This is a genomic window from Arthrobacter mobilis (genome assembly GCF_012395835.1).
Classification (GTDB): Bacteria; Actinomycetota; Actinomycetes; order Actinomycetales; family Micrococcaceae; genus Crystallibacter; species Crystallibacter mobilis.
The window spans coordinates 102,089-115,670 of the sequence record NZ_JAAZSQ010000011.1; the positions used below are offsets into that span (position 1 = coordinate 102,089).

Below are 13,582 nucleotides of genomic sequence, written 5' to 3' on the forward strand. Positions count from 1 at the left end.
CGCCCCGTTCCCCTCGACCCGCCTCCATCCACTTTGCACATCACGCCCGTTCCCGGGACAGGAACGGGCGTGATGTGCAAAGTGGACCGGGAGAGGGGGTTAGCGCAGGCCGGTCCGGCGGCTCAGGGCCAGGTAGATCAGCTCGTCGATCAGCTCAGTGTAGGGGATGCCGGACTTGGCCCACATCTGCGGGTACATGCTGATCGGCGTGAAGCCGGGCATGGTGTTGATCTCGTTGATCACCAGCTCCCCGTCCGGGGTGTAGAAGAAGTCCACGCGGGACAACCCCTCGGCCCCGACGGCGTCGAAGGCAGCCGCGGCCAGCGCGCGCACCCGCTCGGTGACCTCGGCCGGCAGGTCTGCCGGGCAGCTGAGCGCCGCCGCGGCCCCGTCCACGTACTTGGCCTCGAAATCATAGAAGTCGTGGTCCCCGGGCTGCACGGCGATTTCCCCTGGCAGGCTGGTGCGCGGCTCCTCGATGCCGCGTCCCTGCAGCACCGCCACCTCGATTTCCCGGCCGGCGATCCCGGCCTCCGCGACCACCTTCGGGTCATGCTCCCGGGCGGCCTCGATGGCGGCCCGCAGCCCAGAGCGGTCGGTTACCTTGGTGATCCCCATCGAGGAGCCTGCGCGGGCCGGCTTGATGAACACCGGGAAGCCCAGCGAGGCCACCCGGTCAAGGGCCGCGCCGGCATCCTGCTGCCACTGGCGGTCCGTGATGACCTGGTAGGGCCCGACCTTCAGCCCGACGGACTCGAACACCACTTTCATATAGTGCTTGTCCATGCCCACCGCGGAGGCGAGCACGCCCGGGCCCACATAGGGCACGTCCGCCAGCTCCAGCAGCCCCTGCAGCGTCCCGTCCTCGCCGAACGGCCCATGCAGCAGCGGCAGCACGACGTCGATCCGGCCCAGGCTGCGCGGGGCCTGGCCGCCGGAGGTGACCAGCAGTTCGGTGCCGCGGCCGTGGTTGGCCAGCATGACCTGTTCCGTCCCGGCGGCAACTTCGGGCAGCGAACCGGAGGCCAGCGACCACTGCGCCGGATCCTCGTCCACCAGCGTCCAGCTGCCGTCCCGCGCAATACCCACGGGCACGACGTCGTACTTGCCCTTGTCAATGGCCCCCAGCACGCCGGCAGCAGTCACGCAGCTGACGGAATGCTCGCTGGACCGGCCGCCGAAGAGGACAACCACCCGCGGACGGGAATTCCCCGGGTTCCAGGACTGCTGGCCGGGGGACGGAGGGAATGTCACTGCTGTTGCTCGCCTTCGGATTTGAGTTCACGGGTCAGCAGGCGCGGGGCCAGCTCTTCCACGGACAGGTGGCCTTCGAGGACCGCGACCACGGCCTCGGTGATCGGCATTTCCACACCCATCTGCGCGGCCAGGTCCAGCACGGCCCGGCCGGACTTGATGCCCTCGGCGGTCTGCGTCATACGCTGGTTGACCTCGTCCAGGCTCAGCCCTTCGCCGAGCAGGCGCCCGGCAGTATGGTTGCGCGAGAGCGGGGAGGAGCAGGTCGCGACCAGGTCACCGAGGCCTGCCAGCCCGGCCATCGTCTCCAGCTCGCCGCCGAGCGCGAGCGCCAGCCGGGTGGTCTCGGCCAGGCCGCGGGTGATCACGGAGGCCTTGGTGTTGTCCCCCATGTGCTTGCCGTCGCAGATGCCCACGCTCAGGGCAATCACGTTCTTGACGATGCCGCCGATCTCCACGCCCACGACGTCGGTATTGGTATAGGGGCGGAAATACGGTGCCGTGCAGACGGCGGCGATCCACTGCGCCACTTCCAGGTCCGTGCAGGCCACCACGGAGGCAGTCGGTTCCCGGCGGGCGATCTCCATGGCCAGATTCGGGCCCGAAATCACCGCCACCCGGTCCTGCGGCAGCCCCAGTTCCTCGCGGATGACCTGGCTCATGCGCGCATCGGTGCCGCGTTCCAGCCCCTTCATCAGCGAGACGACGACGGCGCCGGGCGCCAGCAGCGGCTTCACGGTTTTCAGCTGGGCACGCACCGACTGGGCCGGCACCGCCAGCACGACCAGCGGGGCGCCGCCGAGCACCTGGGCCAGGTCGGCGGAGGCTGCCAGGTTCTCCGGCAACCTGATGTCCTTGAGGTACTGGGAGTTCAGGTGGAACTCGTTAATTTCCTTGGCGACCTCCGCCCGGCGGGCCCAGAGGCTGACCTGGATGTCAGGGTGGGCATCCGCGACCACCTTGGCGAAGGTGGTGCCCCAGCTTCCGGCGCCGAGGACCGCCACCTTGGCCGGCAGCGGCCGCCGGGCGCTCACTCTGCGTCCTTCGCCAGCCGGGCAGCCGCCTCGTCCCCGGCGGCGAAGTCCCGGCCGGTCGCCTTCTGGCGGTGCGCCGCCGGATCCCAGCGTCCGGCCGGGGCCGCCTCGCCGCGCAGTCCGGCCAACAGTTCGGTCACGGCGGCCATGATCTTGTCCGTGGCGGCCTCGAGCACGCTCTTGGTAATCGGCCGGCCGCGGAACTCTGACAGGTCCACCGGCGGCCCCGCCAGCACCTTGGAGGTCTTGCGCGGGAAGAGGTGGAAACGCTTGGCGTACCGGGGAAACAGCTCGTTGGCACCCCACTGTGCCACCGGCACTACCGGGGCGCCGGTCTGCAGGGCCAGCCGGGCCGCGCCGGTGCGCCCGCGCATCGGCCACAGGTCCGGATCGCGCGTGAGCGTGCCCTCCGGGTAGACGATCACCGCGCCGCCGGCGTCCATGACCTCGCGGGCCGCCGTCAGGGAGCGGTTGGCCCCGGCGCTGGAGCGTTCCACCGGGATCTGCCGGGCCCAGTGCAGGATAGGCCCGACCACCGGGATGCTGAACAGGGACGCCTTGGCCAGAAAGTGCGGCAGGTGCCCGCTGTTGTACAGGTAGTGGCCGACCACGAGCGGGTCGATCTCGGTGTTGTGGTTGGGGCAGACGATAAAGCCTCGGTCCTTGGGCAGGTGCTCCTGGCCGGCCCATTGCCGCCGGAGGACGGCGTTGAGCACCGGCCGGGCCACCATGGCCACCACTCCCAGGGTGATGCGTTCCTTCTGTGCTTTTTCCATAATCGTCGGCGGCACGTCAGTGGACGTCGAAATCCGCGCCGAGGGCTTCGAGCTTGGACTGGAAGTGCTCGTAGCCGCGGTTGATGATCTCGATTCCCGTCACCCGGGAGCTGCCGGTGGCGGCCAGCGCCGCGATCAGGTGGCTGAAGCCGCCGCGCAGGTCCGGAATGTGGATCTCGGCGCCCTTGAGCTGGGTGGCACCGGAGATCACCGCCGAATGCAGGAAGTTGCGCTGGCCGAAGCGGCAGGGGACGCTGCCGAGGCATTCGCGGTGCAGCTGGATGTTCGCACCCATGCGCACCAGGGCCTCGGTGAAGCCGAAACGGTTCTCGTACACCGTCTCGTGGACGATCGACACGCCCTGGGCCTGGGTCAGGCCGACCACCAGCGGCTGCTGCCAGTCCGTCATGAAGCCGGGGTGGACGTCGGTCTCCAGCACCAGCGGGGACAGCTTGCGGCCCGTGTGGTAGAAGCGGATGCCGTTGTCGTCGATGTCGAAGGAGCCGCCCACCTTGCGGTAGGTGTTCAGGAAGGCCGTCAGGTCCCCCTGCCGCGCGCCCGCGACGTAGATGTCGCCCTGGGTGACCAGTGCTGCCGACGCCCAGGAGGCTGCCTCGTTGCGGTCCGGCAGCGCCCGGTGCTTGAAGCCGGTGAGGTCGCGGACGCCCTCGATCCGGATGACCCTGTCGGTCTGGACGGTGATGATGGCGCCCATCTTCTGCAGCACGGCGATCAGGTCCATGATTTCCGGCTCGATCGCAGCGCCGCTCAGCTCCGTGATGCCCTCTGCCCTGGTCGCCGTGAGCAGCACCTGCTCGGTGGCACCCACGCTGGGGTACGGCAGGGACAGCTTGGCGCCCTTGAGGCCCTTGGGCGCGGAGATGGAAATACCGCCTTCACGCTTCTCCACCACAGCACCGAACTGCCGCAGCACCTCGAGGTGGTAGTCGATGGGCCGGTCACCGATCTTGCAGCCGCCCAGGTCCGGGATGAAGGCCTCGCCAATTGCATGGATGAGCGGGCCGCAGAACAGGATCGGGATGCGGGAATCACCGGCGTGGGCGTCGATGTCCTTCATCTGCGCTGTCTTGACCTTGGTCGGATCCAGCCGCAGATCCCCGGTCTGCGGCTCCTTGACCACCTCGACGCCGTGCAGCCGCAGCAGGCTGGTCACGACGTCGACATCCTTGATCTCCGGGACGTTGCGCAGCACCGAGGCATCGCTGCCCAACAGTGCTGCGACCATCGCCTTGGGGACCAGGTTCTTGGCGCCGCGGACGGACACCTGTCCCGTCAGCGGGACACCGCCACGGATGGTCAGCACAGTTGCCATGGATACCTGTTTCCCTCGATGTGGACACCGTCATTACGCCTTCAAGCCGGATGCGCGGATTCCGCTCACGGATTCCACACGAGCTTCGCGAAGGCCCCCTTCTAAGCATAGAAGCTCGACGGGGCCGGACCTAAACAGGCTGGCCGGAAATGCGCCGGACGGCGAAGGATCAGGACTTGGCCGGCAGTGTCCTGGGCTTCCAGGAGGGGCGGGCGGACTCGTATTCTGTGATTTCGGCCTCGTGCTGCAGGGTCAGCCCGATGTCGTCGAGGCCTTCGAGCAGGCGCCAGCGGGTGTAGTCGTCAATCCCGAAGGGTGCGGTGATGGTGCCGCAGCGCACGGTCCTGGCGGCCAGGTCGACGGTGACCTCGGTGCCCGGGTGGTTCTCGAGCTCCTTCCAGATGAGCTCGATGTCGTCCTGGGCCACCTCGGCGGCCAGCAGGCCCTGCTTGCCGGAGTTGCCGCGGAAGATGTCCGCGAACCGGGAGGAAAGCACGGCCTTGAAGCCGTAGTCCTTCAGCGCCCAGACCGCATGCTCGCGGGAGGACCCGGTGCCGAAGTCCGGGCCGGCAACCAGGACCGAGCCGCGGCTGAAGGGCTCGCGGTTGAGGATGAAGCTCTCGTCCTTGCGCCAGCCGGCAAAGAGCGCGTCCTCGAAGCCGGTGCGGGTGATCCGCTTCAGGTAGACGGCCGGAATGATCTGGTCGGTGTCCACGTTGGACTGGCGCAGCGGGACGCCGATGCCGGTATGGGTGGTGAACTTTTCCATGGGTGGAAGCTCCTTAGGCTGCGCGGCCGGCGGCGTCGGGCGCGGCCGGCTCCAGGTCGGACGGTGAGCTGAGCGTGCCGCGCACGGCGGTGGCCGCCGCGACCACCGGGGAGACCAGGTGGGTGCGCCCGCCCTTGCCCTGGCGGCCCTCGAAGTTGCGGTTGGAGGTCGAGGCGCAGCGCTCCCCCGGGGCCAGCTGGTCCGGGTTCATGCCCAGGCACATGGAGCAGCCGGCGAAGCGCCATTCGGCGCCGAAGTCCTTGAACACCTGGTCCAGGCCCTCGGCCTCGGCCTCGAGCCGGACGCGGGCCGAACCGGGCACCACCAGCATGCGCACGTGGGGGTCCTTGGCCCGGCCGCGGATGATCTCCGCCGCGGCGCGCAGGTCCTCGATGCGGCTGTTGGTGCACGAGCCCAGGAAGACGGTGTCCACCCGGATCTCCTTCATCGGCGTGCCGGCCTCAAGCCCCATGTACTGCAGGGCGCGTTCGGCCGCGGCCTTGGCGTTCTCGTCCCCGAAGTCCTCCGGATCCGGCACGCGCTCGGACAGGGACACACCCTGGCCGGGGTTGGTGCCCCAGGTGACGAACGGTTCGAGTTCGTCGGCGTCCAGGAACACCTCGGCGTCGAAGACGGCATCCTCGTCGGTGTGCAGCGTGCGCCAGTAGTCGACGGCGGCGTCCCAGTCGGCGCCCTCGGGGGCGTGCGGGCGGCCCTTGAGGTAGTCGAAGGTGGTCTCGTCCGGGGCCACCATCCCGGCCCGGGCACCGGCCTCAATGGACATGTTGCAGATGGTCATCCTCCCCTCCATGCTCAGGGCGCGGATGGCCGAGCCGCGGTATTCGAGGACGTAGCCCTGGCCGCCGCCGGTGCCGATCTTGGCGATCACGGCCAGGATGATGTCCTTGGCGCTCACGCCCGGGCGCAGCGTGCCCTCGACATTGATGGCCATGGTCTTGAACGGCTTCAGCGACAGCGTCTGGGTGGCCATGACGTGCTCGACCTCGGACGTGCCGATGCCGAAGGCCAGGGCGCCGAAGGCGCCGTGGGTGGAGGTGTGCGAGTCGCCGCAGACCACCGTCAGGCCCGGCTGGGTCAGGCCCAGCTGCGGGCCCACGACGTGCACGATGCCCTGCTCGGCGTCGCCGAGCGGGTGCAGCCGGACGCCGAACTCCCTGCAGTTGTTGCGCAGCGTCTCGATCTGCGTGCGGCTGGTCAGGTCCGCGATCGGCTTGTCGATATCGATCGTGGGCGTGTTGTGGTCCTCGGTGGCGATCGTCAGATCCGGCCGGCGCAGCTTCCGGCCGGCCAGCCGCAGGCCCTCGAACGCCTGCGGGCTCGTCACCTCATGGACCAGGTGGAGGTCGATGAAGATCAGATCCGGCTGGCGGGCAGCGCCCTCGCCTTCCCCGCGGCGCACCACATGTGCGTCCCAAACCTTCTCGGCGAGCGTCCTGCCCGCAGTATGACCGGCCATGGCCAGCTCCCTCCATCATCGACAGCGCGGCCGGCCACCCGGAGCCGGGGCCGCAGAAGCTTGTGTTTCCACTTTTCCAGCAGCGCGCCGCATAGCGCCACTTTTGGGACTTGCATCTCAAATAGTGAGACGGCAATATCATTTTATGGACAATTCAAGCGGCGTCGGCGTGATTGATAAAGCGGTTATGGTGCTGGACACCCTGGAGGCCGGTCCCACCACGCTGGCCCAACTGGTGGCGGCCACCGGACTGGCCCGGCCCACCGTGCACCGGCTGGCACTGGCCCTGGTCCACCACCGGCTGGTGGCCCGCGACGTCCAGGGGCGGTTCATTCTGGGCGGCCGCCTGGTCGAACTCGCTTCCGCGGCCGGCGAGGACCGCCTGATCGCCGCGGCCGGGCCGGTCCTGCTCCAGCTGCGCGATGCCACCGGGGAGAGTTCGCAGGTCTTCCGCCGGCAGGGCGAATGGCGCGTCTGCGTGGCCTCGGCCGAGCGCCCCGTGGGCCTGCGCGACACCATCCCGGTCGGGACCCAGCTGTCCATGAAGGCCGGCTCGGCAGCGCAGGTGCTGCTGGCCTGGGAAGACCACGAGCGGCTGCTCGAAGGGCTGCAGGGCGCCCGCTTCACCCCCACCGTCCTGGCCGGGGTGCGGCGCCGCGGCTGGGGCCAAAGCCTCGGCGAACGCGAGCCGGGCGTGGCCTCGGTTTCCGCCCCGGTGCGCGGGCCGTCCGGGCGGGTGATCGCGGCAGTGTCCATCTCCGGCCCGATCGAGCGCCTGACCCGACAGCCCGGGCGCCTGCACGCCGACGTGGTGTGCCAGGCCGCCGCGCAGTTGACCGAGGCGCTGCGCAAATCCGGCGACTGACCCCTCCGGAAAATCCGCCAGCAGATGCGGCGCATCCATTGCCGGATTTTTGCAGAATTTTGCGCCAGCTTGGCGGGGTCAGCCGGCGAAGTGGTCCCAGCCGGCCGCCCCGGGGCTGGCGCCGTCCACGGTCACCTGCCCGTCGCCGTCGTACACCCGGCCGACGGCGGTGAACCCGTCCGGCAGCGCCGAGTCCGGTCCGAAGGCGGCGAGCAGCCCGTGGTCCTCTCCCCCGCCCAGCACCCAGGCCAGCGGATCCGCCCCGGCCAGCTCCGCGGCGGCGCGCAAGGAACGGGCAAAGGGCAGCAGCGCGGCGGAGTCCAGTTCGATGGTCACCCCGCTGGCGGCGGCCAGCCGCCCGGCGTCGCGCACCAGCCCGTCCGAAACATCCATCATCGCGTGTGCACCGACCCGGGCAGCCAGCGGTCCCAATGCCAGCGGCGGCACCGGCCTGGACTGGGCGTCCGCCAAGTCCTTCAGCGGCGCGGGCAGGCCGTCATAGGCGTGGTTGCTCTCCAGCAGTGCCAGTCCCGCCGCGGCCTGTCCCGGGGAGCCGGTCACCGCCAGCACGTCCCCGTCCCGTGCCCCGGAGCGCAGCACCGGTGCCCGGCCGCCGAGATCCCCGGTCACCGCCGCCGTCACCACCAGCGCCGGCCCCTTGCCCAGGTCCCCGCCAACAACGGCGCAGCGCGGCGCCCCGAGTTCGTCCAGCGCCGCGCGCAGCCCGTCCGCCAGGTCCTCCACCCACGCCACTTCCGTGCCGCCGGGCAAGGTCAGGCTGACTACCAGGGAGGTCGCCTCGGCCCCCATTGCGTTAACATCGGAGAGGTTCTGCGCCGCGCACTTCCAGCCCACGTCGAAACCTGTGGTCCGGTACCCGCCGGGCCAGCGCAGCCGGAAATCGTGGTCCTCGACCAGCGTGTCGATGCTGACCACGGTCCGGCCGTCCGGGGCGGCGACGACGGCGGCGTCGTCCCCCGGGCCCACCGGCACCGCCGCCGCCCGGGCAGTGCCCAGCCGCGGAAAGATCCGCTGCAGCAGCCCCCGCTCGTCCAGCTCCGCCACCGTCAATCGGTCCGCCACCTGCTCCACCACGCTCCTGCGCCTTGCGCGCCCATCGTCGACCGCCGGCCGCCGGGACTGCGGCCGTCTCTCCCTTGGCATCATTCACCACCGGCCCGCCCGGACGGTAATCTGCCCTGCATGACTGGGTATGCGGTTTTCCTGCGGGGCATCAATGTGGGCGGGATCAACATCAAGATGGCGGACCTGCAGCGCGAGCTCGCCGGGCTGCCGCTCCAGGACGTGAAGACGCTGCTGGCCAGCGGCAACGTGGTGTGTTCCGCCGAGGTCCCGGCCGCCGAGGTCAAGTCGCTCATCGAGCAGCGGCTGCGCGAGGCCTTCGGCTACGACGCCTGGGTGATTGTCCTGCCCGCCGAGCGGGTGCGCGAGCTGGTGGCGGCCTGCCCGTATCCGCCGGATGAGGCCGACACCCACACCTACATCACGCTGTCCTCCGACCCGGTCCTGCTGCAGGAGCTGTTCGAGGCCGGGGCGGCCGCGGGCGCCGAGCAGGTGAGCCTGGGGCCCGAGGCCGTGGCCTGGCAGTGTCCCAAGGGCGCCACCTTGGACAGCCCGCTGGGCAAGCTCGGGGCCAAGGCGCGCTACAAGAGTGTGACGACGACGCGGAACCTGCGCACGATGCTCAAGGTCCTGGAGGCTGCCAGGTCCACGGCCACCGTCACCGGCCACTGATACTCCCCGCCAGGCATCGGCTCCTGCCGCCGGGTGGCCATCGGCAGGCCCGGCAGGATGGCGCCGGGGCGCGCGTGGGGCGGACGGGACGGCCGCCGCTAACCGGAGGCGGCGGCGAGGGCCTGGCGGAAGTCGTTGTAGTGCGAGATCTCCGCTTCCACCGGGGCCACCACCTTCTCCTCGGCGACGGCGGCCACCGCTGCCTGCAGCCTGCGCCGGGCCTTGGCCGCCCGCTGCCGGGCAGCCAGCCTGGCGACCAGCCCCGACGCGATGCCGACCAGGATGCCCAGCAGCACTCCCGCGGCCAGCAGCAGCGTGGGCACCGGGAAGCCTTCGACCTGCGGCGCCGGCGGAACCTGCAGCTGCAGATAGCCCAGCACGAAGAGCCCAAGCAGCCACAGCGCCCCGGCCAGCGCTGCCGCCAGCGCAATCCACTGCAGGATCCCGGCGACCGGCCACCACCAGGCCTTCCGGTTCGACCCGAGGTCCGTCCGCGCCAGCGCCTGGTCGAGGGCATCCGGCAAGGTTTCGGCAGTGGACCGGGCCGCGCGCCGGATGGACCCGCGCCAGGGATCGGGTGCGCCGGCGCTGGCCGCGTCGGCGAAAGCCCGGATCGCCGTATCCGCGCGCGCACGCTGGGCCGGGCCGGGCGCCGGCATCGAGGAGCGGTTAACCGCGGGATCCACGTCGCGCCGGTCCAGGTTCAGCCGTTGCAGCGGGTCGCGCCGCAGCCGGCCCAGCCAGCGCGTCACGGGCCAGCCGGTGCTGGCATGGGAGCGCCGCCGGAAGGACTTCTCCACCGCTTCCACCACGACCTCGACGCCGGCCGCCTGGGCCAGCTGTCCGGCGAGCTCGCGCTTGGCCTGCTGGCCGGGGCCGGGCAACGCCGTGCCGGAGCCGCTGTCCTGGAGCACGGAGACGGCCCTGCGCACGTCCGCGCCCAGCCGCTCGCTGGCCGCCTGGCGGTCATCGACGACCTTGCGGATGGCCTGGCGCAGCTCGGCGATGCCGGACCCGGTGCGCGCGGAGACCGGGAAGACCGGGACCTGCTCCAATCCGTCCACGGCCAGCAGGTCCCGGAGGGAGTCGGTCACCGGCTGCAGCTCGCCCTCGCGCAGCCGGTCCACCTGGTTCAGCACCACCAGGGTCACGGCCCCGTAGGAGGCCAGCGGGCGCAGGAAGCCGTAGTGCACGGCGGCGTCGGCGTACTTCTGCGGGTCCAGCACCCAGACCAGCACATCCACCTGGCCGGCCAGACGCTCGACGATCCTGCGGTGCTCCACGGCGGTGGAATCAAAATCCGGCAGGTCCAGCAGGATCAGGCCGCCTGTGGCTGGGTCGGCGAGCGTGTCCGCGTCCATCTCGTGGCGCCGGTTGACCTGGAGCCAGTTCAGCAGCGGCTCGCTGCCTGCGGTTCCCCAGATGCCCGCCAGCGGTTCCGCCGTCGTCGGCCGCCGGGCCGCCGCCCTGGCGACCTCCTCACCGACCAGGGCATTAAACAGGGAGGATTTCCCGCTGCCGGTGGCTCCGAACAGACCCACCACGGTGTGTTCGGAGGACAGCGACCGGCGCATGCTGGCGCGCTCAAGCACGTCGAATGCCGGCGTCAGCACGGCCTCCGGCAGCCTGCCGACGGCCAGCTCACGGGCGGTGTTCAGCGCCTCCAGCCGCTGCTGCAGCGGCGAGGACTCGGTGGTCCCGCGGTGCCGGCTCATGGGCGCGTCTCCGTTCCGCCGTCCTGCCCGGCCCGGGCCGTCTGCTCTGCCAGGTCGGCGAGCCTGCGCGCCTGCCCGCGCAGCACGGCTGCAGCCTCCGGGCTGTCCAGCACGTCGAGCCGAGACAGGAAGCGGGCGGCCTCGGCCTGCATCAGGGAATCCGTGCGCCGGGCCAGGTCCTCGCGCGCGGTCTTGGTCAGCCGCCGGACGGCGTCCTCGCCGAACACCGCCTCGAGCACCTTCTGGCCGACGACGGCGGTGCCGCCGGCGACGCCGATCTCCAGGCCGGTCAGCCCCCCGGTGGTGGCGAAAACCCCCACCATCAGCATGACGCCGAGACCGTTGACGCCGAAGGACAGCACGCGGGCCCGCAGGCGTCTGTCCTGGCCTTCGACGCGGATCAGCTCGAGCAGGTCCGCCTGCCAGGCGCGGATCTCGGCGGCCACGGTGTCCGCCAGCGAGACGCTCGGGGCCGCCAGGTCGTCGCCGCCGAGCAGCTGGCGGCCGGCCGGGTCGTCCCGCCAGCGGGCGTCCGCCTCCTCCGCAGCCTTGGCCGCCTCGTCCACAATCACTGCCTGCAGACCCGATTCGATAGCTGCTTCCACCTTCACCGACGGTGCCGGCTTGCCGCTGAAGAACGCGCCGATCCGGTCCCGCAACTGTCCGATCCCGGACTCCAGGGAGCGGAAGAATTCGCCCGTGCCCACGAAGTCCTGCCAGCGGGCCAGCACCTCGCCGCGCAGCAGGGTTCCGTCCTGGGTCGCCAGCAGGGCCCGCCTGGCGGCGTCCGAGTAGGCGCCGGCCGCGTCCTGGCGCAGCCGGTCCCCTGCCGCCAACTGGGCCTGCACGGCATCGGCTGCTGCCTCCACCTTGTCCGCCATGGCACCGATGGCTCCGCTGAGCGTGCGCCTGGCAATGGCGGAACGCCGGGCGCTGTCGGCGGCGATATCGCCCAGCCAGGTCCGGATTGGGGCCACTGACTCCGGCGGCAGCATGCCCCGGGCATCCAGGGCGGCCTCGGGCACCACGAACAGCGGGGCGCCGCCGAGCCCCTCGCGCTCGAGCATGCCGGCCAGGTCGGGACGGATTTCCTCTTCCACCCCCTCGGGCACCCGGTCCAGGACAACAGCCACCGTGATGTTCCGCCGGGCGGCCTCCAGCAGCAGCTCCCACGGCGCGGCATCGGCGTAGCGGTTCGCCGTGGTGACAAAGAGCCACAGGTCCGCCGCGGCCAGCAGCTGGCCGGCCAGTTTCCGGTTGGCATCCGAGATGGAATCGATATCGGGGGCGTCCAGCAGCGCCACGCCCTGCGGAACGATGTCGTCGGCCAGCAGGACCAGCGAGGAAACCTGTTCCTCGCCGCCTGGGCCGGCTGCCCCCGGAAGGCCGGTACTGCCCGCAGCCGGGAAGTCCTTCCTGACCGTTCCCACCGTCCGGGCCAGGCCCGGCAGGATCCGCTGGTCCGCGAACCAGTGCCTGTCCCCGGGATGGTGCAGCAGGATCGGCTGCCGGGTGGTCGGGCGGATCGCCCCGGCCCGGGTGACCGGGTGCCCGGCCAGGGCGTTGACCAAGGTGGATTTACCGGCGCCGGTCGATCCGCCCACCACGGCCAGCAGCGGTGCCTGAAGGCTGTGGTAGCGCGGCAGCACGTAATCCCGCAGCTGCCCCTGGGCACCGGCAACATTGCGGCGCATCTGCTCCGCCCCGGGCAGCTGCAGCGGCAGGGCCAGTGCTTGCAGCGCTGCCAGGACCTCCTCGAGCAGGACGACGGCGCCTGCCGGGCCGCCGGCCGCCTCGCCTTCAGCTGTCTGTCTCACGCTGACCATCATGCCAGCCGGGAGGGAAAATCAGCAGGATTCGCCCACGATGAGCCGGCGCCAGGTGCCGGCGGCCGGTTGGCCCGGGAAAAACAAAGCCGGTCCCGGACATACTGTCCGGGACCGGCTGACCGTGACCCCAGCGGGATTCGAACCCGCGTTACCGCCGTGAGAGGGCGGCGTACTAGGCCGCTATACGATGGGGCCAAGCACTTTCCTTCCGGCTTCCGCCGGCCGGCCGAGGGCGCACCAGGCGCCTTCCTGCCGGTTCCAACCGGGTGGAATTCCCGATTAAACGCAACCGCCCGGACGCAAAGCCCGGGCCGCTGACCGTGACCCCAGCGGGATTCGAACCCGCGTTACCGCCGTGAGAGGGCGGCGTACTAGGCCGCTATACGATGGGGCCGTGTACTTTCCTTACCGGATTGTTCCCGCCCTGTGGGCCGGAAAACCAGCGCTGGGATACCAGGACTCGAACCTAGAATGACGGTACCAGAAACCGTAGTGTTGCCAATTACACCATATCCCAATGGCTTGGATTGCCGGTCGGCGGGGCTTTCCCCGCGTTCCTAGCGCCTCAGCACGAGTAATTACTTTACCCGATGTCCCGCGGATGTTCAAAATCGGAACGGCCCTGCTACGTGAGGTGTCCGTCACACCGTTTCCGCTGGTCCGGGCGCATTGGGACCTGGCGACTTTCCTGCCGGACGGCGCCAGGTCCCAATGCAGTGGCGCAGCGACTTGCCCTAGTAGGGATTCGTTAGGTCTGTTGTTGGCGTGCCGGCAG

The 13,582-nt window shown here is 70.4% G+C and carries 11 protein-coding genes and 3 tRNA genes; 2 read left to right on the forward strand and 12 right to left on the reverse strand.

Going from position 1 to position 13,582, the window contains the following annotated elements; genetic code table 11:
- Positions 1–99 precede the first annotated feature (99 nt).
- From HGG74_RS12625 to leuC, 6 genes are all read right to left on the reverse strand, one after another.
- Entirely contained in the window at positions 100–1,254 is a 1,155-nt protein-coding gene (locus HGG74_RS12625) for a D-alanine--D-alanine ligase family protein (RefSeq protein ID WP_168486821.1), read from the reverse strand.
- Positions 1,251–2,288: an NAD(P)H-dependent glycerol-3-phosphate dehydrogenase gene (locus HGG74_RS12630; protein ID WP_168486823.1), complete on the reverse strand. Its 1,038-nt coding sequence runs from the start codon at positions 2,286–2,288 to the stop codon at positions 1,251–1,253. The genes HGG74_RS12625 and HGG74_RS12630 overlap by 4 nt, the downstream gene beginning before the upstream one ends.
- The gene (locus HGG74_RS12635; protein WP_168486825.1) at positions 2,285–3,064 is read right to left on the reverse strand and encodes a lysophospholipid acyltransferase family protein; all 780 of its coding nucleotides are present in this window, start codon (positions 3,062–3,064) and stop codon (positions 2,285–2,287) included. Before HGG74_RS12635 ends, HGG74_RS12630 begins: the two co-directional genes overlap by 4 nt.
- 16 nt (positions 3,065–3,080) lie before the next feature.
- Positions 3,081–4,397: a UDP-N-acetylglucosamine 1-carboxyvinyltransferase gene (gene murA, locus HGG74_RS12640; RefSeq protein WP_168486827.1), complete on the reverse strand. Its 1,317-nt coding sequence runs from the start codon at positions 4,395–4,397 to the stop codon at positions 3,081–3,083.
- Positions 4,398–4,566: 169 nt separating this feature from the next.
- Positions 4,567–5,166 carry a 3-isopropylmalate dehydratase small subunit gene (gene leuD / locus HGG74_RS12645; protein ID WP_168486828.1) on the reverse strand — a complete coding sequence of 200 codons (600 nt, stop codon included), beginning with the start codon at positions 5,164–5,166 and terminating at the stop codon, positions 4,567–4,569.
- A gap of 13 nt (positions 5,167–5,179) precedes the next feature.
- Positions 5,180–6,643: a 3-isopropylmalate dehydratase large subunit gene (gene leuC / locus HGG74_RS12650; protein ID WP_168486830.1), complete on the reverse strand. Its 1,464-nt coding sequence runs from the start codon at positions 6,641–6,643 to the stop codon at positions 5,180–5,182.
- 145 nt (positions 6,644–6,788) lie between these two features.
- On the opposite strand from leuC, the gene HGG74_RS12655 reads away from it, so the two are divergent.
- Positions 6,789–7,508 (forward strand): IclR family transcriptional regulator, encoded by a 720-nt coding sequence (locus HGG74_RS12655; protein WP_168486832.1) that lies wholly within the window; start codon positions 6,789–6,791, stop codon positions 7,506–7,508.
- A gap of 78 nt (positions 7,509–7,586) precedes the next feature.
- On the opposite strand, the gene HGG74_RS12660 is transcribed toward HGG74_RS12655, so the two are convergent.
- Complete coding sequence (locus HGG74_RS12660) at positions 7,587–8,600, reverse strand: thiamine-phosphate kinase (RefSeq protein WP_376766140.1); 1,014 nt, start codon at positions 8,598–8,600, stop codon at positions 7,587–7,589.
- 111 nt (positions 8,601–8,711) lie between these two features.
- On the opposite strand from HGG74_RS12660, the gene HGG74_RS12665 reads away from it, so the two are divergent.
- Positions 8,712–9,263, forward strand: coding sequence for a DUF1697 domain-containing protein (locus HGG74_RS12665; protein WP_168486836.1), 552 nt, complete (start codon positions 8,712–8,714; stop codon positions 9,261–9,263).
- A 98-nt stretch (positions 9,264–9,361) separates the two neighbouring features.
- Here HGG74_RS12665 and HGG74_RS12670 read toward each other — a convergent pair whose 3' ends face one another.
- The 5 genes from HGG74_RS12670 to HGG74_RS12690 form a co-directional block, all read right to left on the reverse strand.
- Entirely contained in the window at positions 9,362–10,978 is a 1,617-nt protein-coding gene (locus HGG74_RS12670) for a YfjP family GTPase (protein WP_168486838.1), read from the reverse strand.
- Positions 10,975–12,804 (reverse strand): dynamin family protein, encoded by a 1,830-nt coding sequence (locus tag HGG74_RS12675; RefSeq protein ID WP_168486840.1) that lies wholly within the window; start codon positions 12,802–12,804, stop codon positions 10,975–10,977. The genes HGG74_RS12670 and HGG74_RS12675 overlap by 4 nt, the downstream gene beginning before the upstream one ends.
- A 125-nt stretch (positions 12,805–12,929) precedes the next feature.
- A tRNA-Glu gene (locus tag HGG74_RS12680) sits at positions 12,930–13,002 on the reverse strand.
- Positions 13,003–13,128: 126 nt separating this feature from the next.
- A tRNA-Glu gene (locus tag HGG74_RS12685) sits at positions 13,129–13,201 on the reverse strand.
- Between the two features lie 51 nt (positions 13,202–13,252).
- Positions 13,253–13,324: transfer RNA gene (locus HGG74_RS12690), tRNA-Gln, on the reverse strand.
- Between the last annotated feature and the right edge of the window lie 258 nt (positions 13,325–13,582).

Coding starts and splice junctions, on each gene's coding strand:
- HGG74_RS12670 (WP_168486838.1), bottom strand. CDS start 10,978: ATGAGCCGGCACCGCGGGACCACCGAGTCCTCGCCGCTGCAGCAGCGG.
- leuD (WP_168486828.1), bottom strand. CDS start 5,166: ATGGAAAAGTTCACCACCCATACCGGCATCGGCGTCCCGCTGCGCCAG.
- leuC (WP_168486830.1), bottom strand. CDS start 6,643: ATGGCCGGTCATACTGCGGGCAGGACGCTCGCCGAGAAGGTTTGGGAC.
- HGG74_RS12635 (WP_168486825.1), bottom strand. CDS start 3,064: ATGGAAAAAGCACAGAAGGAACGCATCACCCTGGGAGTGGTGGCCATG.
- HGG74_RS12665 (WP_168486836.1), top strand. CDS start 8,712: ATGACTGGGTATGCGGTTTTCCTGCGGGGCATCAATGTGGGCGGGATC.
- murA (WP_168486827.1), bottom strand. CDS start 4,397: ATGGCAACTGTGCTGACCATCCGTGGCGGTGTCCCGCTGACGGGACAG.
- HGG74_RS12675 (WP_168486840.1), bottom strand. CDS start 12,804: ATGGTCAGCGTGAGACAGACAGCTGAAGGCGAGGCGGCCGGCGGCCCG.
- HGG74_RS12655 (WP_168486832.1), top strand. CDS start 6,789: ATGGACAATTCAAGCGGCGTCGGCGTGATTGATAAAGCGGTTATGGTG.